This is a genomic window from Bradyrhizobium canariense, assembly GCF_019402665.1.
Classification (GTDB): domain Bacteria; phylum Pseudomonadota; class Alphaproteobacteria; order Rhizobiales; family Xanthobacteraceae; genus Bradyrhizobium; species Bradyrhizobium canariense.
In genome coordinates, this window is record NZ_VSST01000012.1 from 39892 (window position 1) to 59116 (window position 19225).

Here is a 19225-nt window from a genome sequence, read left to right on the forward strand (position 1 = left end):
CTACTCGGTGCCTTCCGAGCGGAAGATCGAGATCGAGATCGCACGCCCTTGCGAGAAATTGTAGCCGTCGATGCGCGTGCCGACCTTATAGCGCAACCCGATCGCCTCGGCGCGCTGCACGAAGCCGCGCTCCGAACGCTGCTCGATCAGCGCGAAACGGCAGCTTCCTTGCCGCAGGAAATCCGCCGCGCCCGAACCGTCGGTGAGCAGCGTCTGCGTACCCGTCAGGAAGACGAGGCTCGGCTCGTGATAGCCGGCCGCGGCCGCCTTCGGGCCGACGCAGGTGACGTTGCGAAGCGCGCGTGCGATCTCGATGCTCGGAAACAGCGGCGTCAGCGACGGCAGCACGATGCCGTAGACTGTTACCGCGAGCATCAGGGCTGCGACCAGCGCGTTGAGCAGCGAGCGCTCGGCGTGATTGTTGTCGTGAAGCCACCAGGCGAACAGGCCGAAGATCAGCGAGGCCGCGATGAACGGCCAGGCCACGAAAGCAGGCTGTCGAGTCAGCATCACCGCGCCGACGACCGCGATGATCGAGCCGCCAACAGGGATCGCGAACCACCAGGCCGAGCCGCGCATCAGCCAGGACCAGGACAGCACGCGCCGCTCGAGCGCGCCCGCGGTGAGGATCGCGATCGCAGGATACAGCGGCAGCACGTAATGGGGCAGCTTGGTCAGCACCACCTCGAACACGATCCAGGATGGGATCAGCCAGGCCAGCAGGAACTGCGCGCCGGGCTCGCGACGCGCGCGCCAGACCGCGGGCGCCGCCATCGCCGCGAGCGGCGCGCCGGGCCAGAACGTGATCCAGAACAGCGCCAGATACAGACCGGGCGGCGCGCCGTGGGATTCCTGCGCGCCCAACTTGCTCAGCATGTCGCCGCCGACGGAATCGGCGAAGAAGGCATCGCCCGCGCGCCAGAAGATCGCGACGAACCAGGGCAGCACCAGCACCAGCATCCACATCAGGCCCCAGAGCGGGCGCAACTTCCATAGCCAGGAGGCGTCGCGGTCCTGGATCGCGAGCGCGACAATGGTCAGGCCCGCGAACATCAGGATCAGCGGGCCCTTGATCAGGATGCCGACAGCGAGCGCGGTCCAGAAGATCGCGGGCCAGCTCCAGGGCGGACGCGTCTCGTCCTCGGCGCGCTGCCACGACAGATAGGCCCGCCCCATCGCGCCCATCGCGGCGACCACGCAGAACAGCAGCATGGCGTCGGTCTTCGCAAGCCGCGCCTCGACCCCGAGCAGCACGGAGGCGCACATCAGAAGTGCTGCAAGCACCGCGGCGCGCCGCGTGACGAAGCCGAGCGCCGTCCAGTAGGTCATGAGCACGGCACCGATCGCGCCGATCAGCGACGGCAGCCGGTAGACCCAGATCCGCAACTCGGCCTTCGGCAGACCGAGCGCCGACGCCGTCTCGACCGCAGCCGATTGCAGCCAGTAGATCCCGACCGGCTTCTTGTAGCGGACGTCCTCCTGGAAACGGATGTCGACATAATCGCCACTCTCGACCATCTGCTTGGTGGCCTGCGCAAAGCGCGCCTCGTCGCGGTCAACCGGCGGAATCGTGAAGAAGCCCGGCAGGAATAGCAGCAGCGCGCACAGCAACAGGAAGCTCACCGCGCGGACGTGGCTGGCGGTGGCGATGTCGAACATGAACACGAGCCGGCTGCCCGGATTCACCGGGGATTTCGGCTCGCGGGGAGCTCCAAAACGGGGTGCTGGGTAGGTTTCAGCCATCGGTTCCGCTTACGCTGAAACCGCCATCGCCACAACCGCTTGAGGCAGGGTCACTGAATTCGAATGACAACTGTGTCCGCGGCGCCAGTGGCATCGATCACGGTCAGCCGCGCAAAGCCCGGACCCGGCGGATCGATCAGCCGCTGACGGCGGCCGTCGATCTCGCCGAGCGCCATTCCGTTAACCATGACAGTCATGGGGAGAACGCCTCCGGCGACCTTGACCGGCATGGCTGCGCCCCCCTCGCCACCTGAGCGATCGACGTCGATCCGCGAACCGTTCAGCGGAAACTGGATGTGCAGAGCCTGCTCGCCCCCGGTCCGCACCAGATCCCCGACCGGGCGGAACCGCCTCAAAGGCAACGGCAGCTTGGCGTTGCTGGCAACGAGAGTTCCTTTCGGTGGCTTCGGCAACGGGAGAAGCGTCTTGCCGGTTCGGGCGAAGGCGTCGAACAGGATCGGCGCGGCGGCGACGCGCCCGATCAGGCCCGGAACCGGCGCGCCGTCGGGCCGGCCGACCCAGACGCCGATGGTCATGCGCCCGTCGAAGCCCATCGACCAGGCGTCGCGGTAGCCGTAGGAGGTGCCGGTCTTGAAGGCGATGCGGTTGTGAGCCGCGTTCTCCGGCGGCGGGGTGCCGAGCAGCACATTGCCGACTTGCCAGGCCGCGACCTGATCGAGCAGTCGCAGCGGCTCGCGCACGTCCCTGTCGCTCATGATCTCGCGCAGCGGCTTGGTGGTGCCGAGCCGGGCGAAGCCCGCATAGAGCTGGGCGAGGTCCTGCAGCGTCACACCGACGCCGCCAAGGCCCATGGCAAGTCCCGGCGCCTCGTCTTTGGGCAGCACCAGATTGCCGCCCGCCTGATGCAGCCGCGAGGCCAGCCGGCTCGCGCCGACGCGGTCGAGCAGGACGATCGCGGGCACGTTCAGCGACAGCTGCAGCGCCTTCTTCACGGGCACGGTGCCCTGGAACGTCATGTCGAAATTTTCCGGCGCGTAGGAGCCGAAGCGCACGGGCCGATCGTCGATCAGACTGTCGGGGTGAACAAAACCGTCCTCGAAAGCGAGCCCATAGATGAACGGCTTCAGCGTCGAGCCCGGCGAGCGGACCGCGCGGGTCATGTCGACCTGCCCTGCCCGGCGCTCGTCGAAATAATCCGCCGAGCCGACGCGTGCGAGCACGTCGCCGCTCTCATTGTCGACGACGATGATGCCGACCGAGATGTTCGGTCCCAGCGCAATGGCACGGTCGCGCGCCAGCGGCTCAAGCACCTTTTGCAGGTTGGCATCCAGCGTCAGCTTGATGACGGGCGCGTCCTTGACCGTCGCAAGCGCCGCATCGGAGGCATGCGGCGCCAGGATCGGCATTGGCCTGCGCAGCTTCGGCACGGGAACGGCCTTGGCCTGCTTGGCATCGTCGAGGCTGATCTGTTGCTCCTCGACCATGCGGTCGAGCACGCGGTCACGCGCTTTGCGCGCCGCATCGGGATAGCGATCGAGCCTACGGGTCTCCGGCGATTGCGGCAGCGCGACCAGCAATGCGGCTTCAGCCAGCGACAACCGCTTCGGCTCCTTGCCGAGATAGGCGGTCGAGGCAGCGCGGATGCCTTCGAGATTGCCGCCGTAGGGCGCGAGCGCGAGATAGAGGTCGAGGATCTGCTGCTTGCTCAAGCTGCGCTCGATCTCGATCGCACGCACCATCTGCCGCAGCTTTGCATGGAGCGAACGCTGCCGCCGCGGCTCCATCAGCCGCGCGAGCTGCATCGAGATGGTCGAGCCGCCCGAGACGATGTGGCCGCGGGTCGCAAGCTGAAACGCAGCGCGCCCTAGTGCCAGCGGGTCGATACCGTCATGCGCGTAAAAGCGCTGGTCCTCATAGGCGAGCAGCAGCTTCAGATAGGTCGGATCGACGTTCGTATTTGTCTCAACCGGCAGTCGCCAGCGCCCGTCCGCCATCGCATAGGCGCGCAGCAGCTTGCCGTTGCGATCGACAATGGTGGTGGAAACTTGGCGGGCTTCGTCGAAAGGCAGCGGACCGAGGGCGTAGACCCAGGCGACGAAACCGACGATGGTGAGAATGAGCGAGAATGCCAGCGCGGAGAGGACATGCAGGTCCAAGCTCCGCGCTCCGTCATGGCCGGGCTCGTCCCGGCCATCCACGTCCTTGCCCCTCGCACAAAAGTCCGTGGATGCCCGGGACAAGCCCGGGCATGACGGCGGAGCATGTGGCTCCTTGTCGCTCATCCCCTCACCACTCACTTCGCCGCCCGCACCTCGACGGTGCCCGTCCCGGTGCGGCCGTAGCGCGAGGGATTGTACATGTCCTCGACATAGGCCTGCGGCAGCACGTATTTGCCGGGCGAGACCACACGGACGACATAGGCCACCGTGAAGACCGCCTTGGAATCCGAGGCCCGGTCGACGGCCGCCGTGAAGCGGTCGTCGCGGAACTCGGTATCCTTGGGCTCCTGGCCGTCCTCGATCCAGCCCAGCGTGCCGCTGTCGCCCGACGACACCAGTTTCGGATTGTCGATCTCGAGGCCGGCCGAAAGATAATCGGACACCATGATGTGGCCGTACTCGGGCTTGGCCTCGGTGATCTTCAGCACCACGGCGAAGCGGTCGTTCTGCTTCACCTTGCTGATATCGGCGGGCTTGCCGTCGAGCGTGAAGAAACTGCGCTCGATCTTGAAGCCGTTCGATGCCGCGGGCTCCGGCGTCACCGGCGAACCCGACACAGAGACCACGGCCTGCACCGGCGCATCGCCCGTGTTGGTGATCTTCAGCGGCTTGCCCTCCAGGGTCGCCGCCTTGTAGCTGCGGTACAGCGCGGTCTTGACCGGCTGGCCGTCGACCTCCATCGACAGGTTCTCCTTGGCGAGCGCGCGTGCCGCCAGCACCAGCCACGCATTCTCCTGCGTGGAGGTATAGGGCGTCAGCCCGCGGGCAGTCTCGACCCTCGACACCGCCTGCGTCAGCGTCGCCTTCGGGGCATTGCCTTCGCTGGCAAGCGACACCAGCGCTGCGGCATCGCGAAGCTGCGAGCCGTAGTCGGTGCGGCCGAACTCCAGCACGGGTTTTGGCGCGAGACTGTCGAGCGCGGCACCGTAAACGCGCTCCGCGCGGTTGCGGTCACCGACCAGCGCGAGTGCCGCGGCGAGCTGCGATTTCGCGATGGGAGTTGCGAGGTTGCTTAGCTTGGTGTCGGCGAGATAGCGGAGGTCGCCGATTGGCGCCGCGCCGTTGCGCGCGAGCACATAGAGGCCGTAAGCGAGATCGCGGCCGCCGTCCTTCTCCGGCTCGTTGCCGTTGACGACCGAGTTGCGGATACGATCGAGCGCGGTCTTGAACAGCACATCCGGGACCACAAAGCCCTTTTCGCGGGCGCGGGTCAGGAAGTCGGTCACGTACGCGTCGAGCCACGCATCGTCGCCGCCCGCCGACCACAGTCCGAACGAGCCATTGGAGCCCTGGCGGGCCAAAAGCCGCTCGATCGCGTCGCGGATGCGCTGGTCGACTTCGGTGTCCATGGCGAGATGCGCGCCCGCGGCGAGATCGTTGACATAGAGCAACGGCATCGCACGGCTCGTGATCTGCTCCGAGCAGCCATAGGGATAGCGGTCGAGCGCTTTCAGGATCGTCGCCGCATCGAGCGCGGTCGACAGGCTCGCCGAGACCGAGACGCTGCCGGTGCCCGGTACGAGGTCGGCGAACATATCAGACGTCAGCGTCAGGCTCTCGCCCTTCGCCAGCGTCCGGATCGAGCGCCGCGCCAGCACCTGCGTCGCCGCCTTGACGTCGAGCGCATAGTGGCGCGCGAGTGCAAGCCCGTTCGGCCCCTTGATGTCGACGTCGAGCGTCGCCTGCCCCGCCGCCGTCGCGTCGATGGCGAGCGTGAACGAATTCCGCTGCTTGGCGGCGAGCTTGACCGTGGTTGCGGGATTGCCTGTCATCTTGACCGGGCCGCCCGTCTTCACGTTGATAACGTAGTCGCCCGCCTGCCCCTCGACATTGTCGATCTCGAGATTGACCGTGCCGTGGTCGCCGTTGAGCAGGAAGCGCGGCAGGGTCGTGGTCAGCACGACAGGATCGCGGATCACCACGTCCGTGTTGGCGCGACCGAGCTTGGTCGCGGTCCACGCCACCGCCATGACGCGCGCGGTGCCGGCGAACTCCGGAATGTCGAAGCTGATTTCCGCGGTGCCGTCAGCAGCAACCGTGACGATGCCCGAATAGAGCGCGAGCGGCTTCTGCGCAGGCGGCGAGCCCTGCAATTCGGCCGCGCCGGCGTCACCGCCGGACTTAATCTGACCGCGCGTGCCCGACATGCCGTCGATCAGTTGCCCATAGAGATCGCGGATCTCCGCGCTGAGGCGGCGCTGGCCGAGATAATAGTCGTCCGGCGCCGGCGGTTTGTAATTGGTGAGGTTGAGGATGCCGACGTCGACCGCGGCGATGACGATCTTGGCGTCCTCGCCCGGATTGAGCCCGTCGAGCTTGAGGGGGATCTTCAGCAACCCATTCGGCCGGATCAGCGCCGGCGGGGTCAGCTTCACCTGGAGCGTGCGGGTCTGTTTGTCGATACCGAACCATTTGAGTCCGATCGCCCGGCCTGGCATGCGTTGCGCGGCCGCATCGAGCGGACGGCGCAGCGTCGCCACCACATAGGCGCCAGTGCCCCAGTCCTTGCCGACCGGGAGCTTCACCTGGGCGGTGCCTTCCTTGACGTCGATGGTCTGCGTCGTCAGCAGGCGATCGCCGAGCACGTTGACCGTCAGCTTGCCGGCGCTGCGGACGTTGACCGACACGGTCATCATGTCGCCCGAGGCGTATTGCGGCTTGTCGATCGAGGTCTCCAGGAGGTCCGGCGTGTCGGCGCTGCCGTCGGAATACCAGCCGACGTCGAACTGTACGGAGGTCACGGGCCCGTCGGCATCGTTCGACTTCACGTCCAACCGGTAGCGGCCGGGCTTTGGGGTCAGCGAAATCCGCGACGGCTTGTCCGCGGCGACGGTCACGTCGCCGTCAGAGACGCGCGAGGTCGATTTGACCGGCTCGTACTCCCAGTAATTGCTCTGGCGATACCATTGGTAGCGCGACTCCATCTTCAGGAGCTCGTAGCGCAGGCCGTCGCGGCGTAGCCTCTCGCCCTCGGGCGAGACGAACACGATGTCGAACTCGGCCTTGTCGCCTTCGGCCACGTTCTTGTCGCCGAATAGCGGCTTGATGCCGATCATGGCGGCAGCAGGCGCGACCGGCAGCACGATCTTGCGTTCGACGGCGCGGCCGCCGGTCTCCACCATGCGAACGAAGATCTGCGCCTCCTGCGGCCGCGTCGAGGCCGGCTGCTTGTCGAGCGTGACCGGGAAGGTCGCAACGCCGTTGGCGTCAGCTTCGGGCAGGTTTTCCAGCGGCGTGCGCTCGTTCGAGGTGGTCTCCTCGTCGGCGACGCCGAACTGGTAACCGGCGAAGCCCGGCCGCTCGGACGCGGGCGCGACCAGCATGTCGCCTTCGAGCGCCAGCCCCGAGGCCGGCGCGCCATAGAGGAAATGACCGTCCGCCTTAAGCTCCACTGGAGCGTTAGCTTTGATCAGCTTGTCCTTGGAAGACAGGTCGAATTCGATCCGATCAGGGACGTAGTCCTCGACCATGAAAGTGGTCTCGCCGACCGAAGAGCCCTTCGGATCGGTGAAGGCGCGCACCCGCCAGGTCCCGGTCGGGACGGCCGAGTTGAGCGGCACGGACAAGGTGCGCCCGCCGGCGCCCTGGTCGGACAGCACGGCGCGGCGATATTCGACGCCGTCGGGACGCTCGATCACCAGGGTCATCGGCCCGCCGGTAACGGCGTTGCCCTGCCCGTCCCGCAACAGCGCGGTGAGATAGACGGTCTCGCTGGAGCGGTAGACGCCGCGCTCGGCATAGACGAAGGCGTCGGCGCCCACAGGCACGGCCCTGCCCGAAACGCCGCGGTCCGACAGGTCGAAGGCAGAGGATTTGAGGCTGAGGAAAGCATAGTCGGCCTTCTCACCGGTCACGGTGAGCATCGCCGGCGACAGGCCGCCCTCGCCGCGCGCAAGCCCCGCCTCGAACAGCAAATGGCCGCTCTCATCGGTCTTGCGGGTGGCCAGGATCTCGTTGTTGCGCGCGACCAGTCGCACCTCGGCTTTGCCGACGGGATCGGTCGAGGCCAGCGAATTCACGAAGACATGGATGCCGTCATTGCCGGAATAGGCCGTGACGCCGAGATCGGAGACGATGAACCATTGGGTGGCGAGCTGGTAATCGTCGTCCGAGCCCGGCCCCTTGGCTGCGGCCGTCATCACATAGACGCCGGGCTGGAGCTCGCCCAGCGCCTGGTCGACCGGGAACGCCGTGGTGACGTCCTGGTTGAGCGTCATCGCGGTCGCGAGCTCGCCGGTCCAGACTTTGACGCCGCGCTCGCCACCGAGATCGCTGAGCTGGTATTTCGACAGAGTCTTCTGGAAATCGCTGTCGACCACCGTGTTGATCAGATTGCGGTCGCCGATCCGGAACACGTTGATGTTGACGGCTGGCGTGTTGACGCTGACGACGGGAATGCCGCGCTGGCCCGTCCTCGGCAGCACATAGGCGCGGCTGGTGAAGCGCACGAAGGGCTTGCGGTCGCGCACATATACGTTGAACTCGGCCGATTTCGGCAGGCCTTCCTTCACGGTGGACGGCAGGCCGGCGCGCAGATTGATGTTGTAGCGCTCGCCGTGCTTGAGCCCATCGACGCAGAGCTGCTTGCCCTCGGCCGACAAAGCCGGCTTGTCCTGGCCCGCCAGCGCGAGGTACGGCGCGAAATCGGTGCGTTTTGCCAGCTCCTCCGAGAACTGGAAGCAGGCGCGCGGACTGGCGGAGTCCGAGTCCACGGTGTAGTCGAGCAACCGAAACCCGTGCTCGTCGCGCATCTTCTCGTACTGGCCCCGGACGTCGGCGACCTCGCGCATGTCGAGCGACAGCCGCAGTGCATCAAGCGCCGGCCGCCACAGCTTGCGTTCGGACAGCGACTTGCCGAGCACCGCGAGCGAATCGGCCTCCTCGCCCGCATTGCCGGCGCGCTGGTAGGCGATGTAGGCGGCAGTCGAGGCGCGCTCCAGCAGAAACGTCTGTTCGCTCGAGCTCTTGGGCGTGATCTGGAAGATGACTTTCGCCAGGCGCAGCCAGTTGCCGGCGTCCTCCGGCGTGGTCGCCGCGATCTGGCCGAGCACCGACAGGCCGGTGCGATAGTCGTTGCGCCGGAAGGCAGCATCGGCGTCGGTGCGTAAGCTCGCGCCGCTCTTGGCGACCGGCCCCGCCTCGCCCTTGATCTGCGCCTCCAGTTTGATCGCGGAATCGGCGAGGTCGTCCCGCTTGAAGGCTTTGTCGGCGGCCTGCGCTACGCTAAGGCCGAACGCCAGCGTGGCGCAGAGTGTGACGGCGCGAACAAGACCGATCATGGATGGACTCCCGGAAATCGCGGACGAACGCCGCTTGTCGCATGAAATGCGCGGAAAGGTGACCGACTCAAGGCGATGGAACCAAAGGTGCAAACCGTCGCATTCGCCATGACAAGGCACGCCCAGAGGAGACCGATCAAGCTACCGCCGCGCACGCCGTCCTGATGGCGCAGTAATACCCGACCAGTCGTCCGGCGGCCGTGTCCCGGAAGCTGGCCAGCGTTCCCGGCGATGTGATCCATCGTCCAGTCCGCTGCCGCTCAACCCGGCACCCTGACACCCCACCGTTCCGCTTTGTCGCGGCTTCGAGGAAAACGGTTCGGTTCAGGCTTGGCGAAAGACGATATTTTTCATAATGGCATGGTAGATGAACAGCCGGCCCCAACCAGGGCGGCTCAAGACGGTCCCGTAGCTCAACTGGATAGAGCATCAGATTTCTACTCTGAGGGTTGCAGGTTCGATTCCTGCCGGGATCGCCATATTCAGTCTCATCGGACGGGGACATCGTCCGGCGCACGCTGACTCGATACACCGGCGTTCACTGTAAGCCCGGTCTACGACGCGCGCCTGCAGAATCCACCGTCCTTCACGAACGCGTGGGTCGCCTCCCTCCGGGCTTTGATCCGGGCAAACGAACCCTATGTATCCGCCGAGCGACTTGCGCCCCGATAAGGACTTTGATGCCACTATCCGACTTGACGAGAATGGCGATCGCATCTGCGGTGGCGGTTGTGGCAATATCGTTCCTGGCAGTTGACGCGGGAGTCGTGAACTCCGGGGTGATCACAAAGCCCATCGCGACGGCGCGGGCCTCCATCGTGGACGCGGCGGCGAGTCAGCACGAACTCGCCTTCGCCGTTCAAGCCTGGGCACGTCGCGGCCACCAGAAGCCGGCCGTGGAAGAATGCCTGGCGATCGATTGAAACAGCGCAGTTTGTCGCCGCTCGTCTCGCGGATGTATGCGCAACGTAACAATCATGTTTGTTACAGGCCATTATTCCCCCGGATGAAGATCGTCCAAATCCAGCCGAACAGTGCGCTCAAGGCGGCGACCGATGCGGCGATTGCCGCGGTCCGAGTCCACCAGATCTGCCGCTCGTGCCGTTCGATATCCGCCTCGGATTTTTGATTATCTTTCCAGTTCAGCCATTCCTGGGCGAACCCGATCGTCATGACGGGCGCGGTTCCGATCGCAATCGCTCCTGCGGATGCCGCGTCGGTCTGGGCTAGGCGCGCTCGGACGTTGGCTGCACCCGTCTTTTCAAGCACCGCAAGCCATTGCTGGGACTGTTCGTCTGAAACATGCCACGTGCATTCCCTGTAAGGAAACGCTGTCGGTCGCTCTGTCATGGCCTTGCACCGCACTCACTCTTCAGTGTCGCCCTGATGTCGCGCCCACCATCCGGCGATCGCCGCCGCAAGATTCTTCCACGACTCGGTCGGCAGATCCGGCACCGCCACCCGGACGCTGTACCGATCCGTAGTCGCGTCGTGAAACCACTCGGTCGCCGCGAAATCGAAACCAAAGCTGCCGGCGTGGCGGATGGGGAAGCCTTCGCCGCCGAGGTCGCGGCTCATGTCCTCGGCCGCCTGCCGCGCGGTCGCCTCATCGAGGGAGCGCCTGCCGCGAAGCGTGACATAGAGGCCGTGGGTGAAATGCAGCTCGGCCGAGAGCGAACCGAGCTCGGCGGCGAAATATCGCGCCGTGTGGCGACCGTTGCGCAGGATCGCCGCGACGCGTTTTTTCGTCAGGGCCCAATAGCCCGCTGAGCCCACGAATGGCGGGAAGTGTGCCGGCAACGCCGCGCCACCGAGAAGCCGGACGGCATTGCCGGTTTCCGCCGCCAGGCTCTCGGACAGCAGCTGGCCTGCATTCAGGTCTTTCCGGCTCCAATGCACGAATACGGCAGAGCCGAGCCGGCCGTATTCCACCCCGAGCGAATCCAGCTTGTTGTGGCTTCGCACCAACACGACCGGAATGTCCAATCGCGCGGCCCATCTCAGAACGCGCCGGATGCGCCCCGATCTGCCGGCGAAACATGTCGTGTCGAAAATCAACAGGTCGAGCCCCGAACCGTCGCAACGCAAAGCCGCTTCGAACGCCGCGGCAGGGGCGCATGAATCCAGCAGGAGAAACCGTGGCGAGGCTGCCGCAGCAAACGCTTCGCCCAGCGGGAGGCTGGCGGTGACAAGCCGTAAATGGGGGACGAGGCTCTCGATCAGCTCCAGTGTCTCGCCGTAGGTGCCCGGCAGCACCACGACGTCTGCCTTGCCGATGATTCGTGCGGACGCGAGCAGCAGCGCGGAGATCGCGGCCATGCCGGATGCGGTATAGATCGCCTCGCTCCCGCAGCTCCGCTCGAGTTCGTAGAACGAGGGACCACGCACCTTGAGGTCCGCGCGCTGATAATCGTAGCTGAACACGAACGGACCGCTGCTGGGAGACGCCGCGTGCGACCAGGCGGTCTCCGTCGCCTTCCAGTCCTGGAGCGCATGCTCCGCGCGTAGCGCGGCGGCGAGCTGAAACTTGGAGACCACGACCTCGTCGACCGATTGCGGCCGAGCCAAATGCAGCGGGCTCCTCAGGCAATCGTTCAGCAGCCCGATTTCCCTGTGCTTTCGTTCGAGATAGGCCTCGGAGGTCTCCATGCGGATCTTGACGAAGGTGGTCTTGGCAATTGCGACGGCCTTTCAACGTTCGGCGAACGCATTGGCTCCAAACAGTCGGCCGCGCTCATCCTTGCAACGAAGACCGGTCCTCGCCGTTGACACTGCACAAGGAGAACATCATGAGCGAGATCAGAGAGCACATGAAGATCGTCGGCAAGGACGGCGCACATGTCGGCACCGTCGACCGCGTCGAGGGCAACCGCATCAAGCTGACGCGGAAGGACAGCCCGGAAGGTCACAAGGACCATCATCATTACATCGACACGAAATATGTCGGTGCCGTCGAAGGCGATGTCGTCAAGCTTTCGGTCAATGCCGACGCGGTGCCGAAGTCGGAAGCAGCCTGAGCCAGCAAGTCCCCTCGGGGACTTTTTGTTTGTTCACGGTCCTGCTCCGCTTCGTTCTCCGAAACGAAACGCGATCGGAAAATCGTCGCCCGAACGAGTCTTAACGTCGCGTTTCGACGGCTCGCGTCAGGCCTCGAGCGTCACGAGCACGGGCCGGAAGCGGTAGGCGTCGATCGCGGCGTTGGACAGCAGCAATCGTCGCCTCTCGCCACCCAACATCATGCGGTCGATCCTGTTCAGGATGAACCGGGCCGCGTCCCTGCGCTCGCCAGTAAGCAGGCCGGATTGGTCGAGATACTTCCAGGCAATCTCGAAGGACTGTGCGCGCAACTCGGGATCGGTCATAGCGGCTCAACGTCGGCGGGGAACCGACGTTCCATCGGCAAGACGCCCTCCCCCGGTCGCCCTTCATGATCTTCGCGCGAAAAGAATTGAGGGGGCGCGGAACGAACCTGCGATCAGCGCGTTCGATATCGAGTGGTGCCGATTTGCCAGCCCCGATCGGCTCTCGAGAACCCCGTGCTCGTCCCCCCGAGCACAGGGTTTTTCTTTGAATACGGATATTGTCGTAAGAGCGTGGGCTCAGTCCGTCCGCTCTTCGCGCCGGTCGCGGGCGAGTTGGTGCCAGGCCAGGGCCAGCTCGATGAGACGTTGCCGGTCGGGGCCATCGGCCGCCACGGCGCGCTTCATCGCCGCCTCGGCTTCGTGCTGTGGATCGTACTTGGTACACATGAAGCAATTCTAGCCGGACGATCTGGACAAGCGCGTGGCAATTTCGTCCGTATGATTGCGGGGTTAATGCCTCCCGACACGGATTTGCGACGCGATCCAGCTCACGCATCTGTCGAACGATCCGCCCCGATTGTGGGCTTGGTGCGTACCGATCTGTGAAGTGCGTCACAGCCGGCGCCCGGCGCCTCCGCTAAACAGTTCTCAGCGCTCCCAGAGAGGGAGAAGGCATGGGAGATATTCCCGTCATGACGCAAGAAGCCGCAGCCGAAATTGCCGTCCCGACGCGACGCGAAAGATCCGACCCGCTCGGCATCGCTTATCTTGCGACCATCGGCATCGTGATGCTGGCCTGGATCGCAGGCCTGGTCTGGGCCGCGATCGCGTTCTTCAGCTGGCTGGTGTCCTGACGCGCGGGCGATCCCCCTTGAATCAATTCCCGGCCAGCTGACGGCCAGCGCAAAACGAAAAGAGGCGGACTTTTCGCCCGCCTCATCGCTTCAGGTCTCGCCTGGAGTGCTCAGTAACACGCCCGGGGATCGGCCTGCACATACTGGCCGCTCGGATAGCGGTAGTAGCAGTTGCCCTGGGCCAAATAGTAGCCGGGGCGCGAAGCAGCCGTCGCGCCGGCGATCGCCCCGGTGGCACCGCCGATCACGGCGCCTGCGGCCGCGCCCGAGGCGTTGCCCGAGATCAGGCCCCCCAGCACGCCGCCGACGATAGCGCCGCCAAGCGCGCTCGCACCAGGATCCGCCGGCGGCGGCGGAGGCGGCGGTTCGTAGGCGACCGGCGGCGGGGTGTAGGCCACAGGCGCGTCATCGTAATAATCCTCCGAGATGTAGGCCGGAGGCCCTTCCATGCGCTGCGGATAATAATACCGCGCGCCGCCCACATCCCACCACCAGCCGGAGCGGCCGTCGTGGACTTCGTGGCGCCAGCGTCCGCCATCCCAGGCGAGATGGCCGCGATAGGTGTGTCCGCCCCAATCGCGCGCCGGTGCGGGACCCCTGGCGTAATTGCGTCCGGGCGGCGGACCGCCGGCATTGCGCGGACCAGAACCTGCATAGCCCGGACCGCCCGCGTGAGGCTGGCCGCCGGGCTGTAGCACGGGCCGGGCAGCCTGCTGCGGCGGCAGCCCCTTGCGCATGTTCTGCGGCGGCGCACCTGCGCTCGGCCCGGGCGATGGCTGGGCGGCGTCTCTCGGCGGCCGCGCGTCCTGAGCCTGCGCCGGGACGGCGAGCAATGACATGGCCGAAACCAAGGGAATGATGATCTTGATGCGACTGGACGCACTCATGCGTGCTTGCCCCCTACTCTCTCGATTGCCGTCGATGGCCGTGATGCCTGGCGCGATAGACGATTCGGCTCGCGCTGAGCTGATGCCGGCTGACATGACTGACCTGCTTTGGTCGGCCAAGTCCCGTTACAAATGATTAAGATCACGACATTTTTTCGTCCGCGCGGGCCGCTCTGGAGTGCCTCTAGCGGGCCGGCTCGATCACATTGCAGTTGCTTCGCCCGGACATCAGGCAGTCCTGCATCTTGCTCGCGGAGGTGAGATCGCGGGCGAGCCACCAGCCGACGCCGAGGATGACAATCGCGATGATCAAGCCGGCGATGGCGCCGCGGCGGTTGTCACCGGATTGAGGTTTTGGAGGGGATTTGAGCTTCGCGCCCGGTTTGGGCTTAGGCTCGGGCTTGGCTTCGGACTTGGACATGGCTGACCGATCACGGGGCGAGCGGGCTTTATCACCTCTGCGGCGTGGCGTCACATCCCGCCCAGCTTCTCCCGGTTAGCCCCGCGTCGGCCGGATCGCTTCCTTGCGCGAGGTTTCGGCGGCCGGGATCGCCTGCTGGGCCCGCGGTGCGCAGGTCGTGAGCACAAACGCAGTCTGGGTGCATTCCCAATCTGCACCCAGGACGGCACTTTCGATCGGCTGCGGGCTGGCGAAGAGCAGCGTGACACCAGCCAGGGTTGCCACCGCGACGGCGATTGCGAGCGCCTTCAGGCTCAGTCTTGAGATCGTCATGCCCGTGCTCCGCGTCTCATACCAGGCGGGACGCTAGGCGCCGCCCTGGTGCCCCTTATGAGGGGCATCACAATTCGGCAGTTTTTCGGGGCTACGAGAGATCGTCGGGGGCGGCGATTTTCGTCTACCTGATCGGCTGCGATTATAGGTGGCATCACGGCGCGCGCCGATGTACACGCATCTGCGTCGCGCGGCGCCCGCTATGCCCAGCCGACGTACCAACAGGCAGTGATGTAGGATCGAAAGCGAGGATGACAAGGTTCGCCGATGAGTGGATTTAGGGAACCAGGCTTCTCCGACCGGCAAAAGGCGGCACAGGAAGCACGCAAAAACCTTTTGAACAAATTCAAGTCGCAGCCGGGGCCGGATGATCCCGCGGTTGTGGCGAAGCGTGCGGAGCGCGAGGCCCTTGCGGCCAAGCGCGCCGAGGCAAAGGCTGCGCGCGAGACGGAAAAGGCCGAGCAGAAGCGCCTTCAAGAAGAGGCTGCCGCGCTCGAGGCCGCGCGGATCGCCCGCGAAGCCGAAGAAGCCGTCGCGAAGGCCGCCGAAGCCGAGGCCGATCAAAAGGCCAAGCGAGACGCCCGCTACGCCGCCCGCAAGGCGAAGCGCAAGTAACGTTCGCAAGTCACGTTCAATTGAATTTGGACTGAAACAATACTCCGGGGGCGGTCTACGTGACCGCCCCCGGATTTTTGGCGCGCGTCTGGCTGTCGCAAGCGCCGCCTCGACGATGGAAGATCAGTGCTTCTTCATCATCCCGTCGTCTTTCTTCATCCCGTCCTTCGACATCGTGTCCTTCTTCATGCCGTCGTCCTTGGACATGGTGTCCTTCTTCATGCCGTCCTTGGACATCGTGTCCTTTTTCATCATGCCGTCATCCTTGCCCATCTTGTCCTGGGCAAAGGCGGCCGGCGACAGCGCGAGGCCGAGCGAGAGAACGGCCGCCGAAACGCCGAGCGCGATGCGGGTACGAATGGTCATGACTGGTCTTCCCTTCGAGATGATGTTTGTCAGCGACGGACGCCGCTATCTGATCTCGACGGATTGCCACGGGGCGTTGTTACGCGACCGCTGATAAATTTCTGCGCCCCCGCCGCCCCTTCGTTGGACGGATGCAGAAACACCCAGAAGTGTGCAACGCAGCATGGTCGACACTTGCCGCGGCATTCGGTCTCGAACTATCAGACTAGAGAACATTGTCTGAAAGACCGGCTAGGATGGGCCTCAGCACGGTCTCAAAGACCCGCCCAAAATCACAGCAAGCAAGAACCGTCCAAGAAACGTCCAAAGGGAATCACACCATGCTCACGCGCCGCCACTTGATCGCGACCGCCGTCGCCGCACCCGCCATTCTCCGTTTCAGCACCGGCACCGCGCATGCCGCGACCACGCTGAAGATCTCGCATCAATTCCCGGGCGGCACCGTTGACAAGGGCGATTTCCGCGACCGGCTCTGCCGCATGTTCGCCGCCGAAGTCGCCAAGCGCAGCAACGGCGACATCGCCGCCGAAATCTATCCGAACTCCTCCCTGATCAAGACCAACGCGCAGTTCTCCGCGATGCGCAAGGGCGCGCTCGACATCAGCCTCTACCCGATGCCCTACGCCGGCGGCGAATTGCCGGAAACAAATATCGGCCTGATGCCGGGCCTCGTCACCACCTACGACCAGGGCATGCGCTGGAAGAAGGAGCCGGTCGGCAAGGCGTTGACCGACTTCCTCGCCGACAAGGGCATCATCCTGCTCAGCTGGGTGTGGCAGGCCGGCGGCGTCGCCAGCCGCTCCAAGCCGATCGTGGCCCCCGAAGATGCCAAGGGTCTCAAGGTGCGCGGCGGCTCGCGCGAGATGGACATGGTGCTGCAGACCGCCGGCGCATCCGTGCTGTCGGTGCCCTCGAACGAAATCTACGCAGCGATGCAGACGGGGGCCTGCGATGCCGGCATCACCTCCTCGACCAGCCTGATCTCGTTCCGCCTCGAAGAGGTCGCGAAATCGCTGACCTCGGGCGCAGGCGCGTCCTACTGGTTCATGCTCGAGCCGCTGATGATGTCGAAGGCGATCTTCGACAAGCTGCCGAAGAACCAGCAGGACGTCCTGCTCGCGGTCGGCACCGAGCTCGAAGCCTTCGGCCGCAAGGGCGCGCAGGACGACGACGTCGAGGTCGCCAAGGTCTACGAGAAGGCCGGCGCCAAGGTCTCGGCGCTCGATGCCGCGACCGTCGGCAAGTGGCGCGACATCGCCCGCGACACCGCATGGAAAGACTACGGCGCCAAGACCGCGACCTCGGCCAACCTGCTCAAGCTCGCGACCGACGTCGCCGCATGAGCCACGGTCCGCTTCCGGATCGTGACGACCAGGCCAACGCTGCCGCAAGGACTGGCCTTGCGGCGGCGATCGATCGCGGTCTCGCCATCCTCAACAACATCATCGTCGTGTTCGCCGCGATTGCGCTGATCGCCGCCTGCGCCATCCTGAGCTACAGCGTGCTCAGCCGCGCCTTGTTCAAGGCCGCCAATTACTGGCAGGACGAGGCTGCGGTGTTCCTGCTGGTCGGCGCCACCTTCATGACCGCCGCCTACGTACAGCAGAACCGCGGTCACATCGGCATCGAGGCCTTCGTCGGCCTGCTCTCGCCGCTGGCGAACCGGATCAGGCTGTGGCTGGTCGACGCCGTGACGCTTCTGTTCTGCGCTTTCTTCGCCTGGAAGTCGTGGACGCTGGCGCATGAAGCCTATGTCGACGGCCAGGTCTCGAACTCGATGTGGTCGCCGCCGCTGGCCATCCCCTATTCGCTGATGGCGTTCGGCATGAGCCTGCTCTGCGTCCAGATCTTCGTGCAGCTTGCGCTGCCTTTCGCTGGAGCCAGGCGTTCATGAGCGTTTTCGGTATCGGCCTCGCATACGGAATTGCGACGCTGGTCGTGATGTTTTCGGGCATGCCGATTGCGTTCGCGCTCGGCGCGGTCGCGGTCGTGTTCATGGGCATCTACATGCCCGCCGCCTCTCTCGATACGGTGACGCAGAACGTCTACGAGGAAATGGCCTCGATCACGCTGCTGTCGATCCCGCTCTTCATCCTGAAGGGCGCCGCGATCGGCAAGTCTCGCGCGGGCCAGGATCTCTATTCGGCTCTGCACGCCTGGCTGCACCGCGTCCCCGGCGGCCTCGGCGTCGCCAATGTGTTTGCCTGCGCGCTGTTTGCGGCGATGGCGGGCTCCTCGCCCGCGACCTGCTCGGCAATCGGCTCGGCTGGCATCCCCGAGATGCGCAAGCGCGGCTATTCCGGTGGTTTTGCCGCGGGCATCATCGCCGCCGGCGGCACGCTCGGCATTCTGCTCCCGCCGTCGATCACCATGATCCTGTTTGCGGTCGCCGCCGAAAAATCGCTGGGACGGCTGTTCCTCGCCGGCATCGGGCCCGGCCTGCTGCTGGTCTCGCTGTTCGGCGTCTACGCCGTGATCCGCTTCCGCCAGGAATACGCCGCGGCCGAAGCGATCTACAAGAACGGCGGGCCGGAAGCTGCGATCCTCGCCCGCGACGAGTACACGCTTGCGGAACGCTTCAGCGTGCTGCCACGCGTAATCCCCTTCGTGCTGCTGCTCACCGGCGTCATGATCGCGCTCTATGGCGGCTACGCCACGCCGTCGGAGACTGCCGGCCTCGGCGGTCTCCTGGCGCTGGCGCTGATCGCGGCGATCTACAGCGTGTGGCGGCCGAGCGACCTCGCCCCGATCCTGAAATCGACGATCCGGGAATCGACCATGCTGATGATGATCATCGGCATGTCGCTGCTCTATTCCTACGTGATGAGCTATCTGCACATCTCGCAATCGGCCGCCGAATCCGTCGTCGCGATGCATCTGCCGCGCTGGGGCCTCTTGTTCGCGATCCTCGTCATGGTCGTCGTGCTCGGCTTCTTCCTGCCGCCGGTCTCGATTATTCTCATGACCGCGCCGATCATCCTGCCGCCGCTCCGTGCCGCCAATTTCGACATCATCTGGTTCGGCGTCGTCATGACCATCGTGATGGAGATGGGACTGATCCATCCACCCGTCGGGCTCAACATCTTCGTCATCCGCAACGTCGCGCCGGACATTCCCCTGCGCGAGGTGATCTGGGGCACGCTTCCTTTCGTGCTCTTGATGATGCTCGCGGTGCTGCTGCTGTGCTTCGTGCCGGGCATCTCGACCGCACTGCCGGACCTGGTGATGGGGCCGGACGGGAGCAGGTAGCGGCAATCGCAAGTGCT

18 protein-coding genes and 1 tRNA gene are annotated in these 19225 nt (G+C 65.2%); 8 read left to right on the plus strand and 11 right to left on the minus strand.

Annotated features, from left to right (window positions below; genetic code table 11):
- The 3 genes from FXB41_RS04830 to FXB41_RS04840 all read right to left on the minus strand — a co-directional run bounded on the left by FXB41_RS04830 (position 1) and on the right by FXB41_RS04840 (position 9202).
- Positions 1–1743, minus strand: a complete 1743-nt coding sequence (locus FXB41_RS04830) for an ArnT family glycosyltransferase (protein WP_007591232.1) — start codon at positions 1741–1743, stop codon at positions 1–3.
- A 50-nt stretch (positions 1744–1793) separates the two neighbouring features.
- Positions 1794–3902: a penicillin-binding protein 1C gene (gene pbpC / locus FXB41_RS04835; protein WP_219680185.1), complete on the minus strand. Its 2109-nt coding sequence runs from the start codon at positions 3900–3902 to the stop codon at positions 1794–1796.
- Positions 3903–3997: 95 nt separating this feature from the next.
- Complete coding sequence (locus FXB41_RS04840) at positions 3998–9202, minus strand: alpha-2-macroglobulin family protein (protein WP_219680187.1); 5205 nt, start codon at positions 9200–9202, stop codon at positions 3998–4000.
- A 402-nt stretch (positions 9203–9604) separates the two neighbouring features.
- Here FXB41_RS04840 and FXB41_RS04845 point away from each other — a divergent pair.
- Both FXB41_RS04845 and FXB41_RS04850 read left to right on the plus strand, forming a co-directional pair.
- Positions 9605–9681: transfer RNA gene (locus FXB41_RS04845), tRNA-Arg, on the plus strand.
- Between the two features lie 201 nt (positions 9682–9882).
- Positions 9883–10125, plus strand: coding sequence for a hypothetical protein (locus tag FXB41_RS04850; protein WP_219680188.1), 243 nt, complete (start codon positions 9883–9885; stop codon positions 10123–10125).
- A gap of 61 nt (positions 10126–10186) precedes the next feature.
- On the opposite strand, the gene FXB41_RS04855 is transcribed toward FXB41_RS04850, so the two are convergent.
- Positions 10187–10552, minus strand: a complete 366-nt coding sequence (locus tag FXB41_RS04855; RefSeq protein ID WP_007591279.1) for a hypothetical protein — start codon at positions 10550–10552, stop codon at positions 10187–10189.
- 15 nt (positions 10553–10567) lie between these two features.
- The gene (locus FXB41_RS04860; protein ID WP_219680191.1) at positions 10568–11851 is read right to left on the minus strand and encodes a hypothetical protein; all 1284 of its coding nucleotides are present in this window, start codon (positions 11849–11851) and stop codon (positions 10568–10570) included.
- 140 nt (positions 11852–11991) lie between these two features.
- On the opposite strand from FXB41_RS04860, the gene FXB41_RS04865 reads away from it, so the two are divergent.
- On the plus strand, positions 11992–12219 hold the full coding sequence (locus FXB41_RS04865; RefSeq protein WP_007591282.1) for a DUF2171 domain-containing protein: 228 nt from the start codon (positions 11992–11994) through the stop codon (positions 12217–12219).
- Positions 12220–12345: 126 nt separating this feature from the next.
- Here the strand turns inward: FXB41_RS04865 and FXB41_RS04870 are convergent, their stop codons facing one another.
- Both FXB41_RS04870 and FXB41_RS04875 read right to left on the minus strand, forming a co-directional pair.
- A complete protein-coding gene (locus tag FXB41_RS04870) occupies positions 12346–12564 on the minus strand; it encodes a hypothetical protein (RefSeq protein ID WP_007591284.1) in 219 nt (72 codons plus the stop codon).
- 237 nt (positions 12565–12801) lie between these two features.
- Positions 12802–12951 (minus strand): hypothetical protein, encoded by a 150-nt coding sequence (locus FXB41_RS04875; protein ID WP_167552267.1) that lies wholly within the window; start codon positions 12949–12951, stop codon positions 12802–12804.
- Between the two features lie 227 nt (positions 12952–13178).
- On the opposite strand from FXB41_RS04875, the gene FXB41_RS04880 reads away from it, so the two are divergent.
- A complete protein-coding gene (locus FXB41_RS04880; protein ID WP_007591288.1) occupies positions 13179–13358 on the plus strand; it encodes a hypothetical protein in 180 nt (59 codons plus the stop codon).
- Between the two features lie 110 nt (positions 13359–13468).
- Here the strand turns inward: FXB41_RS04880 and FXB41_RS04885 are convergent, their stop codons facing one another.
- The 3 genes from FXB41_RS04885 to FXB41_RS04895 form a co-directional block, all read right to left on the minus strand.
- Positions 13469–14245, minus strand: a complete 777-nt coding sequence (locus FXB41_RS04885) for a hypothetical protein (protein WP_219680195.1) — start codon at positions 14243–14245, stop codon at positions 13469–13471.
- Positions 14246–14429: 184 nt separating this feature from the next.
- A complete protein-coding gene (locus FXB41_RS04890) occupies positions 14430–14666 on the minus strand; it encodes a hypothetical protein (RefSeq protein WP_007591292.1) in 237 nt (78 codons plus the stop codon).
- A 75-nt stretch (positions 14667–14741) separates the two neighbouring features.
- A complete protein-coding gene (locus FXB41_RS04895; RefSeq protein WP_007591294.1) occupies positions 14742–14978 on the minus strand; it encodes a hypothetical protein in 237 nt (78 codons plus the stop codon).
- A 267-nt stretch (positions 14979–15245) separates the two neighbouring features.
- On the opposite strand from FXB41_RS04895, the gene FXB41_RS04900 reads away from it, so the two are divergent.
- Positions 15246–15593 (plus strand): DUF6481 family protein, encoded by a 348-nt coding sequence (locus FXB41_RS04900; RefSeq protein WP_007591299.1) that lies wholly within the window; start codon positions 15246–15248, stop codon positions 15591–15593.
- Positions 15594–15716: 123 nt separating this feature from the next.
- On the opposite strand, the gene FXB41_RS04905 is transcribed toward FXB41_RS04900, so the two are convergent.
- A complete protein-coding gene (locus tag FXB41_RS04905; RefSeq protein ID WP_007591301.1) occupies positions 15717–15959 on the minus strand; it encodes a pentapeptide MXKDX repeat protein in 243 nt (80 codons plus the stop codon).
- A 320-nt stretch (positions 15960–16279) separates the two neighbouring features.
- Between FXB41_RS04905 and FXB41_RS04910 the strand changes: the two genes are divergently transcribed.
- The 3 genes from FXB41_RS04910 to FXB41_RS04920 are packed head-to-tail and all read left to right on the plus strand — an operon-like array spanning position 16280 to position 19208.
- On the plus strand, positions 16280–17302 hold the full coding sequence (locus tag FXB41_RS04910) for a TRAP transporter substrate-binding protein (protein ID WP_007591303.1): 1023 nt from the start codon (positions 16280–16282) through the stop codon (positions 17300–17302).
- On the plus strand, positions 17299–17853 hold the full coding sequence (locus FXB41_RS04915; protein WP_007591315.1) for a TRAP transporter small permease: 555 nt from the start codon (positions 17299–17301) through the stop codon (positions 17851–17853). Before FXB41_RS04910 ends, FXB41_RS04915 begins: the two co-directional genes overlap by 4 nt.
- On the plus strand, positions 17850–19208 hold the full coding sequence (locus FXB41_RS04920) for a TRAP transporter large permease (protein ID WP_007591317.1): 1359 nt from the start codon (positions 17850–17852) through the stop codon (positions 19206–19208). The genes FXB41_RS04915 and FXB41_RS04920 overlap by 4 nt, the downstream gene beginning before the upstream one ends.
- The last annotated feature ends 17 nt before the right edge of the window (positions 19209–19225 follow it).

Coding starts and splice junctions, on each gene's coding strand:
- FXB41_RS04830 (WP_007591232.1), bottom strand. CDS start 1,743: ATGGCTGAAACCTACCCAGCACCCCGTTTTGGAGCTCCCCGCGAGCCG.
- FXB41_RS04840 (WP_219680187.1), bottom strand. CDS start 9,202: ATGATCGGTCTTGTTCGCGCCGTCACACTCTGCGCCACGCTGGCGTTC.
- FXB41_RS04850 (WP_219680188.1), top strand. CDS start 9,883: ATGCCACTATCCGACTTGACGAGAATGGCGATCGCATCTGCGGTGGCG.
- FXB41_RS04855 (WP_007591279.1), bottom strand. CDS start 10,552: ATGACAGAGCGACCGACAGCGTTTCCTTACAGGGAATGCACGTGGCAT.
- FXB41_RS04860 (WP_219680191.1), bottom strand. CDS start 11,851: ATGGAGACCTCCGAGGCCTATCTCGAACGAAAGCACAGGGAAATCGGG.
- FXB41_RS04865 (WP_007591282.1), top strand. CDS start 11,992: ATGAGCGAGATCAGAGAGCACATGAAGATCGTCGGCAAGGACGGCGCA.
- FXB41_RS04870 (WP_007591284.1), bottom strand. CDS start 12,564: ATGACCGATCCCGAGTTGCGCGCACAGTCCTTCGAGATTGCCTGGAAG.
- FXB41_RS04875 (WP_167552267.1), bottom strand. CDS start 12,951: ATGTGTACCAAGTACGATCCACAGCACGAAGCCGAGGCGGCGATGAAG.
- FXB41_RS04880 (WP_007591288.1), top strand. CDS start 13,179: ATGGGAGATATTCCCGTCATGACGCAAGAAGCCGCAGCCGAAATTGCC.
- FXB41_RS04885 (WP_219680195.1), bottom strand. CDS start 14,245: ATGAGTGCGTCCAGTCGCATCAAGATCATCATTCCCTTGGTTTCGGCC.
- FXB41_RS04890 (WP_007591292.1), bottom strand. CDS start 14,666: ATGTCCAAGTCCGAAGCCAAGCCCGAGCCTAAGCCCAAACCGGGCGCG.
- FXB41_RS04895 (WP_007591294.1), bottom strand. CDS start 14,978: ATGACGATCTCAAGACTGAGCCTGAAGGCGCTCGCAATCGCCGTCGCG.
- FXB41_RS04900 (WP_007591299.1), top strand. CDS start 15,246: ATGAGTGGATTTAGGGAACCAGGCTTCTCCGACCGGCAAAAGGCGGCA.
- FXB41_RS04905 (WP_007591301.1), bottom strand. CDS start 15,959: ATGACCATTCGTACCCGCATCGCGCTCGGCGTTTCGGCGGCCGTTCTC.
- FXB41_RS04910 (WP_007591303.1), top strand. CDS start 16,280: ATGCTCACGCGCCGCCACTTGATCGCGACCGCCGTCGCCGCACCCGCC.
- FXB41_RS04915 (WP_007591315.1), top strand. CDS start 17,299: ATGAGCCACGGTCCGCTTCCGGATCGTGACGACCAGGCCAACGCTGCC.
- FXB41_RS04920 (WP_007591317.1), top strand. CDS start 17,850: ATGAGCGTTTTCGGTATCGGCCTCGCATACGGAATTGCGACGCTGGTC.